The sequence below is a fragment of the Glutamicibacter sp. St.4D3 genome, assembly GCF_059728615.1.
In genome coordinates, this window is record NZ_AP039380.1 from 2,419,773 (window position 1) to 2,439,090 (window position 19,318).

A 19,318-nucleotide genomic window follows, 5' to 3' on the forward strand; every position below is an offset into this window, starting at 1 on the left:
CGGGAAGTTTAGTTGATCAGGTGGTCAAGCAGTTCGTCATGGGTCAGCGGACACAACACCTCGCCGTCGCGGGTGACCAGCACCGCGCGGTGCTGCTGCAGCAGCGCCTGGGCATGCTCCAGGCTCTGCCCGGCGCCCAGCAGGGGCAGAGCCTCGGTCTGCAGGTCCCCTACCGGGGTGCGTGCCGGGGTTCCGGCCAACAGGGCTTCGGCCACCAGTTCGGCACTCAGCACCCCGCGCACCTCGCCAATGCGGGCCGGCAGGGTGCCGGTGGCGACCACCAGGGCCGAGGCGGGGCTGGCCTTCAGCGCGGCCGCGGCCTGGGCCAGCGTGGTCTGCGGGGACAACACCTGCAGACCGGTGGGGTCAATGTCCTTGATGACCTGCTCCACCAGGGCGGGTTCGCCCGATTCGGAGCTGAATCCCTGGGCCTGCATCCAGGTGTCGTTGAAAATCTTGGCCAGGTAGCCGCGTCCGCCATCCGGGGCGATCACCACGACCACGTCGTCCTCGCCCAAGTCCTGGGCCACGCGCAGCGCCGCGGCCACGGCCATCCCGGAGGAGCCGCCCAGCAGCAGGCCTTCCTCACGGGCCAGGCGCCGGGTCATCTCGAAGGCCTGGGCGTCGGTGACCGCCTCGACGCGGTCGGGCACCTGCGGGTCGTAGTTGCCCGGCCACATGTCCTCCCCCACGCCTTCCACGAAGTAGGGCCGTCCGGTGCCGCCGGAGTAGACCGATCCGTCGGGGTCCGCGGCGATGACCTGTACCGGCCCGCTGGCCCGGTCGGCGGAAACCTGTTTCAGGTAGCGTCCGGTGCCGGTGATGGTTCCACCGGTGCCGGCACCGATCACCACGTGGGTGAGCTTGCCGTCGGTGTCATTCCAGATTTCCGGTCCGGTGGTCTCAAAGTGGCTCTCCGGGGCGCCGGGGTTGGAGAACTGGTCGGGCTTGTAGGCGCCGTCAATTTCGCGCACCAGCCGGTCCGAGACCCCGTAATAGGAATCGGGCGAATCGGGGGCGACCGCGGTGGCGGTCACCACGACCTCGGCACCGTAGGCACGCAACACGTCCCGTTTTTCCTCGCCCACCTTGTCCGGTGTGACGAAAATGGTGTCATAGCCCTTCAGCTGCCCCACCATCGCCAGCCCCACACCGGTGTTGCCGCTGGTCGGCTCCACAATGGTGCCTCCGGGACGCAGGGCCCCGCTCTGCTCGGCACGCTCCACCATCTTCAGGGCGATGCGGTCCTTGATGGACCCGCCGGGGTTAAGATATTCGAGCTTGACCAATACAGTGGCCTTGATGCCGTCAGTCACCCGGTTGAGTTTGACCAGGGGCGTGTTTCCGATCAGATCCAAGACTGTGGACGCATACTTCATGTCAAGCACTTTACCGCCGCAGGTCATCTAAGTCGCCGCGCTGCGTAGCTTTGCGTCATTGAATTGACAGGCATCGTCCACCCGGGGACGCAAAGGGAGAGCATTGCAGAATTCAGGGAGGGAACCGAAAGCTTGTCGCAGCAACCATTACCGAAAGTGGCGCAGCAGCACTGGCTGAGCCCCGAGCCGGTTGACCTGCGCTCCACCCTGTCCATCCTGCGCCGGGGCATTGGGGATCCAACGATCCGCTTGGAGCAATCCCAGGCCTGGCTGGTGTTCGCCACCATCGACGGGGATGCGACGCTGCGCATTGAGCTGGAGGCCGACCGGCGTTCGGCGAGCTTCAGCGCCTGGGGCCCGGGCGCGCAATGGGCGCTCGCCCAAGGGCCGGCGCTGCTGGGGGCCGAGGATGATTGGAGCGGCTTTGACGAGAAGGCGTTCGCCGTATCGCTACCCGATGTGGTGCGCCGCAGCCGCAGCGAACACCCGGCGGTGCGCCTGCCGCGCACCGGAAGGATTTTTGATCATGCCGCCGGGGCAATCCTGGAACAGCGGGTAACCGGGATCGAGGCGAACTACGCCTGGCGGTGGCTGATCAGGCACTATGGGCGCCCGGCCCCCGGGCCCGCACCGTCGGGGATGCGGCTGTTTCCGCTGCCCGAGGCCGTGGCCGGGATCCCGCGCTGGCATTGGCAGCAGGCACGGGTGGAACACAGCCGTGCCGCCACGATGATCCGCCTGGCCCACGTGGCCCGGCGCCTGGAGCGCTGGGCGGCACTGGGACTGAATGACTCGATGCCGGGCACCACCGGGTCCGGCACGCTGGAGGCGGCGCTGCTCTCCATCAGCGGGATCGGGCCCTGGACGGTGGCCGAGACCCTGCAGCGCTCGCACGGCTCACCGGACCACATTTCGGTTGGCGACTACCACCTGGCGGATTTCGTGGGCCAGGTGCTGGTCGGCCACAGGGTGGATGACCAGCGGATGCTGCAGCTGCTCGAACCGTACACCGGACACCGGCAACGAGTTGTCCGGTTACTGCAGCTCTCCGGGCAGCGCAAACAGGGCTTTGGGCCACGCTACGCGCCGTTGGATCACCGCAACCGCTAGCAGCAGCTAGTTGGTTTCTTCCTGCTGGGCGGCTTCCTCGGCGATCTGGGCGTGCACCTCGGACATGTCGATGCCCTTCACCGCGGTCACCAGGTCCTCAAGCTGGGCACCGTTCAGGGCGCCGGGCTGGGAGAAGACCAGAACCTTTTCGCGGAAGGCCATCAAGGTCGGAATCGAGGAAATGTTTGCGGCCCGGGCCAGTCCCTGCTCGGCTTCGGTGTCCACCTTGGCGAACACCACTTCCGGGAACTTCTCGGAAATCTGTTCATACACCGGGCCGAACTGCTTACACGGTCCGCACCACTCTGCCCAGAAATCCACCAGGACGATGTCATTGCCTTCGATCAGCTGCGCGAACTCTGTTTCAGTTACATCTACTGTTGCCATGGTTCAACGGTAACCGACTTCGGGCGTTGGCGCTTAGTTTGGCGGGGAAAACAGCCCGCCTCCCCTGCCCGGAAACCAAAAAATCCTCCAGATCTTGTGGATCTGGAGGATCATTTGTGGCAGATACTGGATTCGAACCAGTGAAGGCATAGCCAGCTGATTTACAGTCAGCCCCCTTTGGCCGCTCGGGTAATCTGCCCGGTTGTTCTGGTGGGAACGAGAAATAACTCTACCGGAACTTTTTGCAGATGAAAAATCGAAAGCTGCCCATTTGCTGTAATGCTCATCACCTCCGGTAAACGCCTGAGCAAACCGGTAGGCTATGAGTCAGATTTGAGCCAAACACTCACCAGTCCAACAAACCACAAGGAGAAGATTCGTGGCCAGCGATTCATCATTTGATGTTGTCAGCAAGGTGGACAGCCAGGAAGTGTCCAACGCACTGAACCAGGCAAGCAAGGAAATCTCGCAGCGCTACGACTTCAAGGGCGTCGGCGCGGAAATCGACTTCAGCGGCGAAAAGATCCTGATGAAGGCGAACTCCGAGGAGCGGGTCAAGGCAGTGCTGGACGTGTTCCAGTCCAAGCTGGTCAAGCGCAACATCTCGCTGAAGTCCCTGGATGCCGGGGAGCCTTTCGCTTCGGGCAAGGAATACCGGATCGAGGCCAGCATCAAGGAGGGCATCGCCCAGGATGTGGCGAAGAAGATCAACAAGCTGATCCGTGACGAAGCACCCAAGGGCGTGAAGTCCATCATCCAGGGCGATGAGCTGCGCGTGTCCTCCAAGTCCCGCGATGACCTGCAGGCCACCATGGCACTGCTGCGCGACTTCGAGGATGTGGACCTGCAGTTCGTCAACCTGCGCTAGCCCCGCGTGCCGGCGGCAGCATGAAAGCCGGTGTCCCATGACGTTTAACGCGCCATGGGACACCGGCTTTTGCGTGTGCTGCCTAAAAATTAGTTGCCGCGGGCCATGGCCTCCAGGCGTGCCACGCGCTCATCCATTGACGGGTGGGTGGAGAACATGCGCTTGAGCCGGGAGCCGAACGGGTTGGCGATCATCAGGTGGGAGCTGTTGACGACCTTCTGGTCTTCCTGCGCCAGCGGGGCCTGGTCGATGCCCTGCTCCAGCCGACGCAGGGCACTGGCCAGCGCCAGTGGGTCGTTGGTCAGGCGGGCGCCATCTTCGTCAGCATCGAATTCTCGGGTGCGCGAGACGGCCATCTGGATCACCGAGGCGGCCAGCGGCGCCAGCAGCGACAGGGCCAGGATGGCCAAGGGGTTCACGTTGCGGTTCTCGTTGTTCCCGCCCCCGGCGCCGAAGAACATCAGGAACTGGGCGATCGAGGTGATCACCCCGGCGATTGCCGCCGCCACCGAGGAGGTGAGGATGTCCCGGTTGTACACGTGCATCAGCTCGTGCCCCAGCACCCCGCGCAGCTCGCGTTCGTTCAGGATGCGCAGGATCCCCTCGGTGCAGCACACCGCCGCGTTTTCCGGGTTGCGTCCGGTGGCGAAAGCGTTGGGTGACTGCGTGGGTGAGACGTACAGCCGCGGCATGGGCTGCTGGGCTGCCATGGACAGCTCGCGCACAATCCGGTACATCTCCGGCTGCTCCTGTTCACTGACCGGGTAGGCGTGCATGGAACGCAGCGCGATCTTGTCACTGTTCCAGTAGCCGTAGGCGGTGGTGCCCAGGCCAATGAGCGCGAAAATCCAGATGAAGGAGCTGTTCCGGGTTCCTGAGGCGATCAGGGAGCCCAGGGCCAGCAGCAGGGCAAACATACCGCCGAGCAGCAGGGCGGTTTTCAGGCCATTGTTATGTTGATGCACGGTGGGTTATCGCTCCCGTATCGTACTGAGCCGAACTTCTTGGCAGTGTGCGTGGTCAAAAGGCGTGGGCAAGATGTGTGGGCCAGGACCTCCGTCTTGGAGGACCGAGCCCCTGATCTTGCTCATCATCCTTTAGTTTATGCAACGATTGCCCCGCCCCATAGGTTCCCTCTCGAGCCTATCGTCCAGCTCACAGCGTGCTGCGCGCGCCACGGCAGGTCTCGGCCGTCCACCGAGCTAGGGTTCGGGGTGGCGGGAATCGTAGCGCAGGAAGCCGCGGCGCCAGCGCACCAGCAGCACGGCCACCAGCACACAGCACAACCCCCCAACCACCAGGGTCAGCCCCTCACCCAGGAAGCCCGCGGCGCCTCCGGAGAGCATCTCCCCGACCCGCGGCCCACCGGCGACCACCACGATGAACACTCCCTGCAGCCGGCCCCGCATCTGATCCGGGGCCGCGACCTGCAAGATGGTGGTGCGGAAGACCGAGGAAATGGAATCCGCGATCCCGGCCAGCAGCATGAAGAACATCGCCGGAAGCAGCCACCCGCTGGCCGCCTCGGGCCCGGAGGGCTGCCCGGCGGCCAGCACCACGATCACGCCCAGCGCGCTGATCGCCACACCCCAGATGCACACGCTGATGAACACGGCCACACCCTGGCGGTTGATCCGGCTGTAGGTGCCGGAGAACAGCCCGGCCAGCAGGGCACCACAGGCCGCGGAGGCCAGGAGGATGCCCACCGTGGTCTCTCCCCCGCCGATCATCACCGCGCCGATGGCCGGCAGCAGCGCCCTGGGCGCCGCCAGGATCATGGCCGCCATGTCGATCAGGAAGGTCATGCTGATATTCGGCTGGGTCTTCAGGTAGCGCAGCCCGTCGATGACCGATGAAAGACCCCGTCTGGCGACCTGTTCGGCCGCCGGCAGGGCCGGCAGGCGGAAGACCGACCACACGGCCGCGGTGAACGTGATGGCGTCAAGGGAATACGTCCACTGGTACCCGAACTGGGCCACCAGCAGCCCGCCCAGCAGCGGGCCGACCATCTGCGCCACCCCGAAGGTGACCATGTTCAGCGAATTGGCCGCCGGCAGCAGGTCGCGGCGGACAATGGAGGGAATGATGGCCCCACGGGTGGGCTGGTTGATGCCCGCGGCCGCCGAATGCAGGGCCATCAACCCGTAGAGGACCCACACGCTGCCCACCTGCAGCCACGCCTGCAGCGCCAGCGCGCCGGTGATGACCCACAACGCCAGGCCCGAGTACAGCGCCACCTTGCGCCGGTCGTGCGTGTCGGCGATGGCCCCGCCGTAGAGCCCGGTGATGATCAGCGGCACCAGGGTGAACGCGCCCAGCAAGCCAACATGGAAGCTGGACTGGGTCAGCGCATAGACTTCCAGGCTGACCGCGATCAGGGTCATTTGGGTTCCCACGGCGGAGAGCGAGTTGCCGATCCACAACCGGCGGTAGGCCGGGCTTTGCCGCAGCGGGGCGACATCCATCAAAAAACTGGGCACCCCAAGATCCTACGCATCCTTGCCCCCTCACCGGCTCCCGGGATGGTGGCCCGCCGTCATGTGACGAGATCACCGGTTGACAGATCCCAAGCACCTGCGTGCAATGGTGGGTATGGATTACGCCAAACTGCTGCACGATAACGACCTGAAGGCCACCGGTGCACGTTTGGCGTTGCTTAGGCAGCTGGCCACCGAACCGCACCAGAGCGCCGAGGCCCTGGCCCGCGCCCTGTCCGAGGGTCAGGTCGCACTCAGCTCGCAGGCGGTCTACAACGCGGTCAACGACCTGACCGATCACGGGATCCTGCGCCGGTTCACGGTGCCCGGCACGGCGGCCCGTTATGAGATTGACCCGCACGACAACCACCACCATGCCGTGTGCGTTACGTGCGGGCGGGTGGAGAATGTTCCCTGCGCCCACGGCTCCGCCCCCTGCTTCCACCCCGGTGGGGCCACCAGCTTCAGCATCGACATCGCCGACGTGCTGTTCTACGGGCAGTGCAAGGAAGGCTGTGCGCTGGGCGATCAAGTGGTGGCAGGTTAGGCGCCATCCGGCCCACGGGCGGATGAACCACGGTTTGTGTAGGGCGCATGACCGAACCGATGACGAAACCGGGGCGGTGGAGCAGTAACCTTTAATGGCGCCCGTTGCCCCTTGGCAGCTTCCAATGTGGCGTCGCACCCCTTTCCCGGTCCACCACAGATTGGCAACCACAGACTATGACTGACACCGCTGGTGCCTCCCCGCGCTCCCCACGCAGCATTGGCATTTTGCAAGGCACCAGCGCATACCTGGTCTGGGGACTGCTGCCGCTGTACTTCCTGTTGCTGCCCGAGATCTCCGCGTTTGAATTCGTGGCGCTGCGGGTGGTGTTTTCCCTGGTCTTCTGTTTCCTGCTGCTGGCGGTGACCCGGCAGCTGCGGGACCTGGGGACCTTGCTGCGCGACCGGAAGACCACGGCCCGCCTGGTCCTTGCCAGCGTGCTCATCGCGGTGAACTGGACGCTTTACGCCTTCGCGGTGCTTTCCGGGCACGTGCTGGAGGCCTCGCTGGGCTACTTCATCAACCCCTTGGTCGCCATCGCGCTGGGCGTCTTTGTCCTGAAGGAACGCCTCTCGACCCTGCAGTGGGTGGCCATTGGGTTCGCCGTGGCGGCAGTGGTGGTGCTCACCGCCGGCCTGGGCCGGGTCCCGTGGATCTCCCTGGGCCTGGCCTTCTCCTTCGGACTTTACGGGCTGGTCAAGAACCAGGTGGGCAAGAAGGGCACGGCCCTGGCCACGCTCAGTGTGGAAACCATTGCCCTGACCCCGGTGGCGCTGGTCTTCATTGGGGTGCTGACCTATCAGGGCACCTCGGCGCTGTTCGCCGACGGCGTCCCAGGGTTCTGGCTGCTGGCCACCAGCGGGATCATTACCGCGGTGCCGCTGATCCTGTTTGGCGGTGCGGCCCGCCGGCTGCCGCTGAGCACCCTGGGTTCCCTGCAGTTCCTGGCTCCCATCGGCCAGTTCATCCTGGGCCTGCTGGTGTTCCATGAGGTCATGCCCCTCGAGCGCTGGGTGGGCTTCATCCTGGTCTGGATTGCGGTGATCCTGATCGTGGTTGACATGTTCCGTGCCCCGCGCACCGGTTCCCTGCCCGAGCCCAAGACCGTGAGCTGAGCGCGCCGACCCGTGCTGCGTTCCCCGCCTCTGGCCGGGCAGGGGGCTTGCCCTGCCCGTGGTGTTCGCTAGGGTGATTTCATGTCCACCCTTCAACAACTGAGCCTGTGCCCGCCCCAACGGCAGGATGTGCCGGAACTGCACCGCATCTTTGCCGACCCCCGGGTGTGGAGCCATGCGCCGGCCAAACGCCATGCCAACGTGGAGAAGACCATGGCCATGGTGGAGGCCTGGCGGGGCTGCTGGCGGCGTGAGGGGTTGGGCCCCTGGGTGATTCGGGCCGCCGGTTCCCGGCAGATCATTGGCTATGGCGGATGTTCGCTTACCCGCAAGTCCTTCTGGAACCTGGGGTACCGGTTCGCGGTGTCCGCCCAGGGGCAGGGCTTCGCCACGCAGGTGGCGCGCCAGGCCGTGGGCCAGGCGAACCGGCACCGCCCCGAGGCCCCGGTGGTCGCCTCCCTGCTGGAACACAATGCGGCCTCGGCACGGGTTGCCCAGAAACTGGGATTCACCCTGGCCTACCGCGGTCCCGACCGGGGCAACCCGGATGCACAGGCCATCCGGCTCATCTATGCGGACCGGGCACTGGAGGGCCACCAGCTGGAGCTGATGGTGGGCTGAGCTCCCGCCCCGCCCCAGCCGGCTGGCTGCAGGGGGGCAAAAACGACGCCGGGGTGCCAGAACCAATGGTCCTGGCACCCCGGCGTCGTGCTCACCGGATCCCCGAGCTTGAAAACAGGGTCCCGGTGAAGAACTAGGCGTGCTGGCGGATGGCCGCTTCCAGCACGTCGAAGCCGTCGGTGAGCAGTTCGTCGCTGATCACCAGCGGCGGCAGCAGGCGAATGACGTTGCCGTAGGTGCCGCAGGTCAGGATCAGCACACCGTCCTCCAGGCACTGGGCGGCGACCTTCTTGGTCAGCTCCGCGTCCGGCTCCTTGCCGCCGGGCTTGACGAATTCGATGGCCACCATGGCCCCGCGGCCGCGCACGTCACCCACGGCCGGGACGTCCTTCTGCAGCGCGGTGAAGCGCTCGAAGAACTGGGATTCGATTTCGCGGGCACGGCCGGGCAGGTCCTGCTCGTCCATGAACTTGATGCTCTCCAGGGCCGCGGCCACGGCGACCGGGTTGCCGCCGTAGGTGCCGCCCAGTCCACCGCCGTGCACGGAGTCCAGCAGTTCGGCGCGGCCCACCACACCGGACAGCGGCATGCCCCCGGCGATGCCCTTGGCCACGGTCACCAGGTCTGGTTCGATGCCCTCGATATCGGAGGCGAACCAGGCGCCGGAGCGGGCGAAGCCGGCCTGGACTTCGTCGGCGATGAACACGATGCCGTTTTCCTTGGCCCATTCGGCGACCCGCGGCAGGAAGCCGGTGGCCGGGACGATGAAGCCGCCCTCACCCTGGATTGGTTCAATGATGATCGCGGCGATCTGGTCCCCGCCGATCTGCTTTTCCATGGCCAGGATGGCGCGCTCGGCGGCTTCCTTGCCGGAGATGTTCGGGTTTTCCTCACGGTACGGGTAGCTCATCGGCATCCGGTAGATTTCCGGGGCCAGCGGGCCGAAGCCGCGCTTGTAGGGGGCGGCCTTGGCGGTGAGGCCCATGGTCAGGTTGGTGCGTCCATGGTAGGCGTGGTCGAAGGCCACCACGGCCTGGCGCCCGGTGGCCACACGGGCCACCTTGATGGCGTTCTCCACGGCCTCGGCGCCGGAGTTGAAGAACACGGCCCGCTTTTCGAACTCCCCCGGGGTGATGGCCACCAGCTTTTCGGCCAGTTCAATGTAGTTCTCGTACGGGGCCACCATGAAGCAGGTGTGGGTGAAGCGCGCGGCCTGCTCGGCCACCGCCTTGGCCACCGCCTGGTTGGAGGCACCCACGGTGGTCACTGCGATGCCCGACCCGAGGTCGATGAGCTGGTTGCCATCAACGTCAACGATGATGCCGCCGTCAACATCGGCGGCGTAGACCGGAAGAGTGGAGGCAACACCGGCGGCCACGGACTTCTGGCGGCGGGCGGTCAGCTCCTGGGACTTCGGACCTGGGAATGCACCGTTTACCTTGCGCTTCTGTTCGATACGGTATGAGACGTCCACAGCAAGCTCCTTTCCTCAAATGGGGGCCGGGCCTGGATCCTGCCGGCCCTAAGTCTGTCGTACTCATAGCAGGATATGACGCGGTTTCGGCGCGGCCAACCGCCGTGGCACAGGCGCGCGAAGCAGTATTTGTGCAGCTGCACAGACAAGGGCGCGGCAGTGGAGAATCGCTTCCCCACCGCCGCGCCCCGAGGTGTTCTGGCAGCCCCGGCTACAGCTGGGTCGGTGCCTCGATCAGGTCATCTTCCGGATCATCGGGTACATCCGGGTGACGTGACAGGTTGATCAGTGCCAGCACCAGCCCACCCCAGATGGTGAGCATGGCGATGATCATGAAGACAATGGCAATTCCAGTCATGGCTAGTACCTCTTCACAGTGGTGTCGGGCAGTTCCTCATCGAGGACCTTGGCCTTGTGCTGTTCGAATTCCGGGTCGTTGAGCTTCGAGCCACGACTCCAGGGAATCAGCGAGAGCAGCACCGCGAAGACGATCAGCGCTCCGGCCATGCCCCAGCCAAAGATCCCGTTGAACCACGCCGGGTAGCCGGAGTACTGTTCGCCGATCTTGCTCTGCAGCTCGTTGAGCAGCATGTAACCCAGCGCTGCCGGGCCAACGCCGCCGACCAGGACCATCCACCCGGTGCCCAGCTTGATGGAGCTGTGGCGGTTCAGGTGCTTGGCCAGCTTCGGCAGGGCCCCCAGTCCGGCGCCGACCACGATCACGGTGACCAGGGCGCAGGCCAGGATGCCGAACTGGTTGACGAAGGCATCGAGCGTATCCAGCAGGTACAGCGAGGTGGTGGTGGAGAACAGGGCCAGGGAGATCAGCCCGATCGGCACGGTGACGATCAGGGTCGCCGCCTTGCGGTTCCATCCCAGCTTGTCCTGGAACGCCGCGACAATCACCTCAAGGATTGAGATCAATGAGGTCAGGCCAGCGAAGACCAGCGAGCCGAAGAACAGCACGCCCAGCAGGGCCCCGAGCGGAGCCTGCGAGACGATGGTCGGGAACGCGATGAACGCCAGCCCGATGCCGCCGCTGACCACGTCGCCGACTGCGGCCCCGGTGTTGTGGGCCATGAAGCCCAGGGCGGCGAACACGCCGATGCCGGCCAGGATCTCAAAGCCCGAGTTGGCGAAGGCCACCACGTAGCCCGAGCCGGTCAGGTCGGTCTTGCGGCGCAGGTAGGAGGAGTAGGTGACCATGATGCCAAAGGCCACCGACAGGGAGAAGAAGATGTGGCCGAACGCCGCCGCCCACACCGCCGGGTTCATCAAGGCCTCCCAGTTCGGGGTGAAGAACGCGTTCAACCCGTCCATGGCGCCGGGCAGGAAGACCGACTGAACCACCAGCAGCACGAACATCACGATCAGCAGCGGCATGAAGACCACGTTCGCACGGGCAATGCCCTTGTTCACACCGGCCACCATGATGATGATGGTCACCGCCCATACGGCCAGGATCGGGAAGAAGACGCGGGAAACAATGTCGAAGGATACCCCGACGTTATCGGCCACGTTCAGGAACTCGCCCATGAAGAAGCCTTCGGCGTCATCGCCCCACGCCTTGCTCAGCGAGAACCAGGCGTACATGGCCGCCCAGCCGATGATCGCGGCGTAGTAGATGGCAATGATGAAGCAGATCAGCACCTGCCACCAGCCCAGCACTTCGGCCTTGCGGTTCAGGCGGCGGTAGGCCAGCGGGGCGGAGCCGCGGAAGCGGTGACCGACCGAGTAGTCAAGGAACAGCAACGGGATGCCGGCACACAGGATCGCCACCAGGTAGGGGATCAAAAATGCGCCGCCACCGTTTTCGTAGGCAACGTAGGGGAAACGCCAGATGTTTCCCAGACCGACAGCGGAGCCGATGGCGGACAGGATGAACAACTTGCGCGAGGAGAAGACCTCGCGTTGTCCTGTCGCCTTGCGGGCGCCTCGTACTGAAGATGGAGTGTTCATGTGATTAACCTAACCTAGAACAACTAGCATATGTGTGAAATGGCTGTTTTAGTTCCTTGTCAAGGGGTTTTCCCCATCGCGGCTGCGCACAATTCAGAGCCTAAACTTTAAGCATGGCAATCACCCTTGGAGCCCTGCTTGAGCATGACGAGCTTGATTTGCGCCCGCTCAATGACTTTTCGAAAACCCGCGAGACATCGATCACGTGGGCCGCGATCACCGAGCTGCTGGACCCTTCGGAGTTCCTCACCGGCGAGGAGATCGTGCTGACCACCGGGGTGCGCCAGAAGACCACCGCAAGCCAGCGCGAGTTCGTGCGCCTGCTGGCCGAGAACGGGGTGATTGCCCTGGGGTACGGGACGGGGCTGGGGCACAAGAACGTGCCGCACAGCATCCTGAAGGCGGCCGCCGAGGTCAACCTGCCGGTCTTCGAGGTCCCGTACCAGACCCCCTTCGCGGCAATCACCAAGCTGATTGCCGAGGAACTGAACCGCTTCCACCTGCAGCAGCTGCAGCAGCTGCTGAACTCCCACCAGCGGCTGACCCGCACGCTGCTCTCCTCCAGCCTGGACAGCATGCTCGGCGAGCTGGCGAACATGCTGGGCACCGACGTGGCGGTCTCCCTGTACGGCACCCAAATCTACGGTCCGGACTTCCGCACGGGCACCTGGCACCAGCTGCCGATCGCCACCGGAATGCGCGACCAGGGGGCGTTGTACCTGGCCGAACCCTATGAGCACGATGCGCTGGTGGAGTACGCCCAGTCCCTGATTGGCCTGGAGCTGGCCAACAAGGCGCGGCTGCTTGAATCCCACCGGTTGGGCAACGGGCAGATCCTGGCCGATCTGGTGGCCGGCACGCTGGATGGCAGCGAGGCCGCCGACCGGCTGCGGGCGCTGGGCCTGGACCGGCAGCGCAACCACGTGGCCATCCTTATCCAGGCCGTCTCCGCGGCGTCGGTGCTGCCGAGCCTGCCGTTGCCCCCGCTGCTAGAGCAACAGGTCACCTCGATGATCGATGACCGTTTGGCGATGCTGCTCCCCCAGGAGCTGGCCGCGCAGGCGGTAACGCTGATCAGCGAGTACCTGGAGAAGGCCGGGATTCAGGCGTCCATTGGCTACGGCGGCAGCTATCCGGGGGCGCGCGGGGTGCGGTGGAGCTACTTTGAGGCACTGGAGGCGTTGCGCCACGGGGAACGGGTTAATGCCCCGGCCAAGCTGTCGCTGACCTCCCTGCTGCTCACCGCCAAGGACGTGCCCATCCACGATCTGGCTGCCGAGGCGCTGGGGCCGCTGCAGAAATTCGACCGGACCAACCGCGGCGAACTGGTGACCACGCTGCGCGAGTACTTCAAGCTGGACGGTTCGGTCGGCGCCGTGGCCGAGTCGCTGGGATTGCACCGCAACACGGTGCGCTACCGGCTGCAGCAGATCACCGAGCTCTCCGGCTACGACCCGACGGTCACCGGCGACCGGGTGCAGCTGTGGATCGCATTAATCGCCCTGGAACTGGCCTGAGCGAGCGCCGCCCCGGTTCCCTGCCGGGGGCCGTGAGTCGATAGGATATTGACATGGCTGACATGTTCATTGAGAAGTTCCGTTCCCTGGTTCCCAAGTATCTGGATGACGCCTGGAGCCAGAGTGACGGGTTGAGCGCTGCGGAACTGGGTGGGGCACTGGAGGAGTCACGGGTGCAGATCCCCCAGGTGCTGGAGGAGTTCTACCGTTCGCTGGGTAACTGCGAGGACTTCATGGAGGCCTACCACTACTTCTTCGACCCTGAGGAGCTGGAGGTGGAGGACGGCTACCTCTTGTTCCTGGAGGACGAGGAGGAAAAATTCGTCTGGGGCTTCAAGGTCAACCAGCTCGACGTGCCCGATCCGATTGTTTACCGCCGCAACAACGCGCGCGGCAACTGGACCAGTGAGGAAGGAACGTTCAGCGAGTTCACGCTGGACATGTTCACCTGGGTGTTCGAGGAGCTCAGCGCGGAATTGGAGAATTAGTGCTGCACCATTCCCACGCCCCGGCCGGGTACCAGTGCCCGTTTTGCGAGCTGCTCAATGACCTGCCGTTCAGCGAGGGGAACCTATGCGCTCCCACCGACATGATCTACCAGACGCGTCACGCGGCGGCGATCATGGCCTGTGACGGGTTCGGCAAATACGGCGGACACGTGATGATCATCCCCACCGCCCACCTTGAATCCCTCTATGACCTTGATGATGAGGTCGGCGCGGCGATTATGCGTGAGACCCGGCGGATTGCCCTGGCCATGAAACTGGCCTGGGCTCCGGAGGGAACCAGCACCCGGCAGCACAATGAGCCCGCTGGCAACCAGCACGTGTGGCACTATCACCAGCACGTCTTTGCCCGTTATTCAGATGACATGCTCTATCGCCAGCTGCGCCACCGGGTGCCGGTGGCGGACCGGGCCGAAAAGGCCGAGCAGCTGCGTGCCGCGGTGTTCTCCGAGCGCCACCCCTTCGCCCTGACCGAGGCGGAGTTGCGGCGGGTTCCCTAGTCCTGGTCTGCACGTAGGACGAGCACCTGACGACCTTTCGGGCACCTTTTTGGCTCGCGCAGCACACGAGCGGCAGCGAATGGCTGCGTCGCCGGCGTTCGAAGGTGCAATGATCGAGCTGTCGCTCTTGCAGCCTAAACCTTAGTCTCACCCGAACCTTCAGCAGACTCGGAGTTCTTCTGCGAGTGTCAGTTGAAGTAAAGAATCGACTGATACTGCGGCCTGTAACCGATGTACTGCTCCCCCTTGCAATACCGCTGAATACTGACCGTGTAGCCCTTATTTCGCAGGTGCTTCGCCCGAGCATTGGTTTCCGCTTGGCAAACCTGCAAGTTGTTGTACCACCGAGTTTGGGTGTCCGCTTGGGCGGCAGGAGCCAGGGCCACCATCCCGGCGGTCAGGCAGAGCGCCGTCGCGCCAGTGGTTAACATCTTCTTGATTTTCAACACCGCTCGATCTCCTTACGCACATCATTTCGCTTTTAGTACACACTAATTACTTTCTGCACTTCGTCAACCCTTTGCAAGCTATTAACACACTAGGTATTTAACTGCCTAGGTAGGTTCTGTGACCTGCTTGTATTTAGCCAAGCGTCAAGACCCGCAGAGAACAGCAACAGCAATCCGGGGAAGGGTAGCTGAGGGAAGGGATATATAATCCGAAGGCATCGCGAATCTTTTTGTCCTACTTTGATCTTCGCGTCATCCGTTGAACGCATTGCACCGATCACGATCCCTGGGTGAGTGAACCAGGGACCGCAACTTGTTTTTCTGCAGCCCCTCGATATCGGTTCTGCAAAGGAACCGAGCTCACAGCAGCTGCATCAGGAAAACCGACATAGACGGCGTTATCACTTACCTATGGCACATCACTGCGGCATGACAAAGGATCGGCCGGCCCCCGCATGGGAGCTGGCCGATCCTTTTTGAAGTCTGTTGGTCTGCACCCTCAAGGGCGCTTCAACGCTCAGGCCTCGCGGGTGACCACGGCGTCAGCGAAGGCGATCAACGCGTGCTTCACGGTGCCTTCGGGCAGCGGTTCCAGAACCTTGATGGCATCATCAGCCCACTGGCGGGCCACTTCCCAGGCCTGGCGGGTTGCCGGGTGCGCTCCGACGGCCGCAACGGCCTGGGCCAGCGACTCGTCACTGCTCAAATCACCGTCAACAAGCTCCAGGGCCGCGATTGCATCGTGGTCCCCGTGTGCCGCGGCTTCACGCAGCTTCAGCACCGGCAGGGTGGGAACTTCTTCGCGCAGGTCGGTCCCCGGAGTCTTACCCGAGTTGCCGCTGGTGGCGACCAGGTCGATCACGTCGTCGGCCACCTGGAAGGCCACGCCTACCTTTTCGCCGTATTCGCGCAGGATCGCCACATATTCCGGGCGCTGGCCGAAACGGGCACCAAAGGCGCCGGAGGTTGCCAGCAGGGAGGCGGTCTTGTCGCTGATGACCTGCAGGTGGTGGGCGATCGGGTCGTCCCCCTCGCGCGGGCCAATCCATTCGTGCAGCTGTCCCAGGCAGAGGCGCTCAAAGGTGCGTGACTGCCAGGTGACCGCTTCCGGGCCCAGCTCGGCACCGAGCACCGACGCACGGGCAAAGATCAGGTCACCGGCCAGAATGGCAACTGAGTTGCCCCACACCTCGTGGGCGGTCGGGGCGCCGCGGCGCATCGGGGCCGAATCCATGACGTCATCGTGGTAAAGCGTGGCCAGGTGGGTCAGTTCCACCACGGCGGCCGCCTTAATGACATCGTCGTCGATTCCCTCGCCCAGCAGCGCGGTCAGCAGCACCAGCAGCGGGCGCACCCGCTTGCCGCCGGCTTCCACGAGGTGTCGGGAGGAGGCGTCGATCAGCGGATCGGAGTTGGCGATTGCGTCGCGCAGCAGCTTCTCGACCTTGGCCAGCCCGGTGGAGACGGCCGGGCCGAACTCCGGGTCCTCGGCAATCGGGGCGAAACCTGCTGGAAGATTGATGGTCGCGGCCAGTGCCGCGGTTTCCGGATTCAGCTCTATCGAGTTCGGAACCTCATGCCCGGCTGCGGTCCAGTTGCTTTTCGAATCAGTCACTGTTTTACGGCTTACTTATCTTTCAACGGGTTTGGTTATCGTCCCAGGAGGACTCCTCGGCAGCGCACCGCTTCCGAAACTTCTATCACTCTAGCCGATGTGGCCCTCCTCTTTCTCTTTGCGGTGCTGTTATCTTCGCCGTGGGCCAGAGGCCACAAGGCACAGCGGTACACGGCACACCCTTACCGCCCCCACCTCGTGGGCAGGACAACTCCGGCGCACGGGCGCACTGGGCCGGAGCGTGACTGCGGCCACCAGCACAGCCTCACCGCGCGCTTTCGGCGGTAGGCTTAGCCGTATCATGTCTGCCGATTTGCCTGTCGCCTCCCCTGCCTTCGTGCAGCAGGAGCTGCCTGTTCTTGCCAGTGTGACCTTTAGTTTCGACCACACCGACCCGTCCTTTGTGCTCGACGCATTGCGTCACCGAGCCCTGGTGTGGACCCGGCAGGGTGACGGCCTGGTGGGCCTGGGGGCGGTGGCCCGTCTGCATACCCAGGGGGCTGAACGCTTCGCCGACGCACGGCAGTGGTTTACCGACCTCGTGCAGCGCGCCACCGTGATCGATCCAATCAACCAGCCCGGCAGCGGGCCGGTGGCCTTCGGCGCGTTCGCATTCTCGTATACCAGCAACTACCGTTCCCGGCTGGTGATCCCGGAGGTGGTCCTGGGCAAGGACGGAGCGCTTTCGTGGATCACCATCACCAGCGACACCCTGGACACCGAGCAGCTCACCTACGATTACGCCCTGGCCCGGTGCCAGGAGCTGCTGGACGAGGCGGCCTACACCGGCGCCCCGCACGGCACGATCAGCCTGCAGCCCGGAGACCTGACCGCAGGCTCCTACCTGAAGGCGGTCACCCAGGCGCTGAAGGTGTTGGAGGGTGACGAGATTTCCAAGCTCGTGCTTTCCCGGGACGTGATTGCCCACAGCAGCGGCGGCATCGATTTGGCGCAGGTTGTCCGGGAGCTGGTTGGCGGCTATGACAACTGCTGGACCTACTCGGTGGACGGGCTGGTGGGTGCCACCCCGGAAATGCTGGTGCGCGTCACCAACGGCACCGCCGAAGCGCGGGTCCTGGCCGGCACACTGGACCGGGCCACGGCTCCGGTCGGGGAAGCAGGCTACCCACAGCGAGTCCTGCTGAGTGACCCGAAGCAGCGTGTGGAGCACCAGTTGGCCATCGACTCGCTGACCCTGGCGCTGGATCCGATTTCCCACGGCATGCAGGCCCCCGAGGAACCGTTCATCCTGGAATTGCCCAATGTCTGGCACCTGGCAAGTGATGTCAGCGCCGAGCTGCGCCCCGGCTCTGATGGCCGGTTCCCCACCGCACTTGATATCGCCGAGATTTTCCATCCCACCGCTGCGGTGTGCGGCACCCCAACGAAGCTCGCCGGGAAGGTGCTGCGCGAACTGGAGGGGCTGGACCGCGGACCCTATGCGGGACCGGTGGGCTGGATCGATTCGCGCGGCGACGGCGAATTTGGCATTGCCCTGCGCGGAGGCGTGCTGGAAGACGAAAGCAATATGCGCCTGTACGCCGGTTGCGGGATCGTCACCGGCTCGGATCCGGAATCAGAACTGGCCGAATCATGGGCCAAAATGCGGCCCATGCTGCAGGCCCTGCACGCCGAGCGCCAGTAAAATCCGTGCCCCGGCTATCAAGCGGCCGGAGATGCGGCCCGGTCGTGGTGGCTGCGCACCTCACCCACCTCCGAGGTCGGGACCGCGCTAAAACAACATTCACAGCCAAACTTTGAATCTTGACCTTTTGGCAGTTTCCCGCTCACAAGTCCTAGTGCCCAACACTTCACCACGGCTGGGGAGGGATTAGGTGGGCAATGAGCAAGTAATGCTTATTCCCACGTGACACGGTGTGATGCGAATCTCAGGTGGGCCGCGTCATGGTTATGATTATCAGGACGCCTGTAACTCGCATCACCTGAAAGTAGGTCCCGTTCCATGCGCACCTTCAAGAAGAACGTACTATCCACTCTCGCCATCGGATCAGCAGCGCTCATCGCCCTGACCGGCTGTGGCGGCTCCGACAACGGCAGCTCGGACACCGAGGGCAGTGGATTCACTCCCCGCACCGCTGGACAGTTGACCGTCTGCTCCGATGTTCCCTACGAACCGTTCGAGTTCAAAAAGGACGGCGAGATCGTTGGCCTGGACATTGATATCGCCAACGAGATCGCTTCCGACATGGATTTGAAACTGAGCGTCATCACCGCAGGTTTCGACTCGATCGAGTCCGGCCTCTTCAAGACTCAGTGCGATATCGCGATGTCGTCGATTTCGATCACCGATGCGCGCAAGGCCAACATGGACTTCTCGGAACCTTACCTGGACGATGACCTGATGCTGGTCGCCCGTAAGGGGTCCGGGATCACCGATGTTGAATCCGCCAAGGGCAAGCGTGTCGCCGTTCAGCAGGCCACCACCGGTGAGAAATACGGCAAGGAACAAGGACTGGAAACCATCGGCTATGAAGACTCCGGTCTTCAGCTCCAGGCCTTGACCTCGAACAAGGCGGATGCGGCGCTGGGAAACCAGTCCGTATTGCGCTATGCGATCGCGGACAAGCCGGACTTTGAAGTCGTTCAAGAGATTCAGACCGGTGAAAAGCTTGGTGTTGCGGTGCCGAAGGACAGCGCCGAGCTGCTGGACAAGGTGAATTCCACTCTGGACCGGCTGAAGAGCTCGGGTGACCTGGACAAGATGACCGACAAGTGGTTGGGGCAGAAGTAAGAATCTTCTAAAGCGGTCTTCGCGAGGAGACCGCTTCCCACA

19 protein-coding genes and 1 tRNA gene are annotated in these 19,318 nt (G+C 64.0%); 10 read left to right on the forward strand and 10 right to left on the reverse strand.

Going from position 1 to position 19,318, the window contains the following annotated elements:
- Positions 1-8 precede the first annotated feature (8 nt).
- On the reverse strand, positions 9-1,379 hold the full coding sequence (locus AC6I21_RS11185) for a pyridoxal-phosphate dependent enzyme (protein ID WP_396277027.1): 1,371 nt from the start codon (positions 1,377-1,379) through the stop codon (positions 9-11).
- Between the two features lie 156 nt (positions 1,380-1,535).
- On the opposite strand from AC6I21_RS11185, the gene AC6I21_RS11190 reads away from it, so the two are divergent.
- Positions 1,536-2,489: a DNA-3-methyladenine glycosylase family protein gene (locus AC6I21_RS11190; protein ID WP_497762395.1), complete on the forward strand. Its 954-nt coding sequence runs from the start codon at positions 1,536-1,538 to the stop codon at positions 2,487-2,489.
- 6 nt (positions 2,490-2,495) lie between these two features.
- Here AC6I21_RS11190 and AC6I21_RS11195 read toward each other — a convergent pair whose 3' ends face one another.
- Together AC6I21_RS11195 and AC6I21_RS11200 are read right to left on the reverse strand one after the other, a co-directional pair.
- Complete coding sequence (locus tag AC6I21_RS11195) at positions 2,496-2,876, reverse strand: thioredoxin family protein (protein ID WP_138177068.1); 381 nt, start codon at positions 2,874-2,876, stop codon at positions 2,496-2,498.
- Positions 2,877-2,993: 117 nt separating this feature from the next.
- Positions 2,994-3,075 (reverse strand) — tRNA-Tyr (locus AC6I21_RS11200).
- A gap of 180 nt (positions 3,076-3,255) precedes the next feature.
- Between AC6I21_RS11200 and AC6I21_RS11205 the strand changes: the two genes are divergently transcribed.
- Entirely contained in the window at positions 3,256-3,744 is a 489-nt protein-coding gene (locus AC6I21_RS11205; RefSeq protein ID WP_054821547.1) for a YajQ family cyclic di-GMP-binding protein, read from the forward strand.
- Between the two features lie 89 nt (positions 3,745-3,833).
- Here AC6I21_RS11205 and htpX read toward each other — a convergent pair whose 3' ends face one another.
- Both htpX and AC6I21_RS11215 read right to left on the reverse strand, forming a co-directional pair.
- Positions 3,834-4,709, reverse strand: a complete 876-nt coding sequence (gene htpX / locus AC6I21_RS11210) for a zinc metalloprotease HtpX (RefSeq protein WP_054821548.1) — start codon at positions 4,707-4,709, stop codon at positions 3,834-3,836.
- Positions 4,710-4,946: 237 nt separating this feature from the next.
- The gene (locus AC6I21_RS11215) at positions 4,947-6,224 is read right to left on the reverse strand and encodes an MFS transporter (protein WP_425459778.1); all 1,278 of its coding nucleotides are present in this window, start codon (positions 6,222-6,224) and stop codon (positions 4,947-4,949) included.
- Between the two features lie 112 nt (positions 6,225-6,336).
- Here AC6I21_RS11215 and AC6I21_RS11220 point away from each other — a divergent pair, with 112 nt between their 5' ends.
- The 3 genes from AC6I21_RS11220 (at position 6,337) to AC6I21_RS11230 (ending at position 8,504) form a co-directional block, all read left to right on the forward strand.
- Complete coding sequence (locus AC6I21_RS11220; RefSeq protein WP_054821600.1) at positions 6,337-6,768, forward strand: Fur family transcriptional regulator; 432 nt, start codon at positions 6,337-6,339, stop codon at positions 6,766-6,768.
- A 176-nt stretch (positions 6,769-6,944) separates the two neighbouring features.
- Positions 6,945-7,883, forward strand: a complete 939-nt coding sequence (rarD, locus tag AC6I21_RS11225) for an EamA family transporter RarD (RefSeq protein ID WP_138926626.1) — start codon at positions 6,945-6,947, stop codon at positions 7,881-7,883.
- An 81-nt stretch (positions 7,884-7,964) separates the two neighbouring features.
- Positions 7,965-8,504 (forward strand): GNAT family N-acetyltransferase, encoded by a 540-nt coding sequence (locus tag AC6I21_RS11230; protein ID WP_138926627.1) that lies wholly within the window; start codon positions 7,965-7,967, stop codon positions 8,502-8,504.
- Between the two features lie 133 nt (positions 8,505-8,637).
- Here AC6I21_RS11230 and gabT read toward each other — a convergent pair whose 3' ends face one another.
- From gabT to AC6I21_RS11245, 3 genes are all read right to left on the reverse strand, one after another.
- Positions 8,638-9,978, reverse strand: a complete 1,341-nt coding sequence (gabT, locus tag AC6I21_RS11235; protein ID WP_138177057.1) for a 4-aminobutyrate--2-oxoglutarate transaminase — start codon at positions 9,976-9,978, stop codon at positions 8,638-8,640.
- Positions 9,979-10,189: 211 nt separating this feature from the next.
- Positions 10,190-10,336: a methionine/alanine import family NSS transporter small subunit gene (locus AC6I21_RS11240; RefSeq protein WP_138177054.1), complete on the reverse strand. Its 147-nt coding sequence runs from the start codon at positions 10,334-10,336 to the stop codon at positions 10,190-10,192.
- A gap of 2 nt (positions 10,337-10,338) precedes the next feature.
- Positions 10,339-11,937, reverse strand: coding sequence for a sodium-dependent transporter (locus tag AC6I21_RS11245; protein ID WP_138177051.1), 1,599 nt, complete (start codon positions 11,935-11,937; stop codon positions 10,339-10,341).
- Positions 11,938-12,050: 113 nt separating this feature from the next.
- Here AC6I21_RS11245 and AC6I21_RS11250 point away from each other — a divergent pair, with 113 nt between their 5' ends.
- Genes AC6I21_RS11250 through AC6I21_RS11260 form a run of 3 tightly spaced genes read left to right on the forward strand, consistent with a single transcriptional unit; the run spans position 12,051 to position 14,460 of the window.
- Positions 12,051-13,454 (forward strand): PucR family transcriptional regulator, encoded by a 1,404-nt coding sequence (locus AC6I21_RS11250; protein ID WP_138177048.1) that lies wholly within the window; start codon positions 12,051-12,053, stop codon positions 13,452-13,454.
- A gap of 53 nt (positions 13,455-13,507) precedes the next feature.
- The gene (locus AC6I21_RS11255; RefSeq protein ID WP_138177045.1) at positions 13,508-13,942 is read left to right on the forward strand and encodes a hypothetical protein; all 435 of its coding nucleotides are present in this window, start codon (positions 13,508-13,510) and stop codon (positions 13,940-13,942) included.
- Entirely contained in the window at positions 13,942-14,460 is a 519-nt protein-coding gene (locus AC6I21_RS11260; protein WP_171021225.1) for an HIT family protein, read from the forward strand. The genes AC6I21_RS11255 and AC6I21_RS11260 overlap by 1 nt, the downstream gene beginning before the upstream one ends.
- A gap of 188 nt (positions 14,461-14,648) precedes the next feature.
- On the opposite strand, the gene AC6I21_RS11265 is transcribed toward AC6I21_RS11260, so the two are convergent.
- Together AC6I21_RS11265 and AC6I21_RS11270 are read right to left on the reverse strand one after the other, a co-directional pair.
- Positions 14,649-14,909: a hypothetical protein gene (locus AC6I21_RS11265; RefSeq protein WP_138177042.1), complete on the reverse strand. Its 261-nt coding sequence runs from the start codon at positions 14,907-14,909 to the stop codon at positions 14,649-14,651.
- Positions 14,910-15,426: 517 nt separating this feature from the next.
- Positions 15,427-16,524, reverse strand: coding sequence for a polyprenyl synthetase family protein (locus AC6I21_RS11270; protein WP_446754386.1), 1,098 nt, complete (start codon positions 16,522-16,524; stop codon positions 15,427-15,429).
- A gap of 301 nt (positions 16,525-16,825) precedes the next feature.
- Here AC6I21_RS11270 and AC6I21_RS11275 point away from each other — a divergent pair, with 301 nt between their 5' ends.
- Both AC6I21_RS11275 and AC6I21_RS11280 read left to right on the forward strand, forming a co-directional pair.
- Entirely contained in the window at positions 16,826-18,169 is a 1,344-nt protein-coding gene (locus tag AC6I21_RS11275) for an isochorismate synthase (protein ID WP_360028172.1), read from the forward strand.
- Between the two features lie 318 nt (positions 18,170-18,487).
- Positions 18,488-19,276: an ABC transporter substrate-binding protein gene (locus tag AC6I21_RS11280; protein WP_343831921.1), complete on the forward strand. Its 789-nt coding sequence runs from the start codon at positions 18,488-18,490 to the stop codon at positions 19,274-19,276.
- The last annotated feature ends 42 nt before the right edge of the window (positions 19,277-19,318 follow it).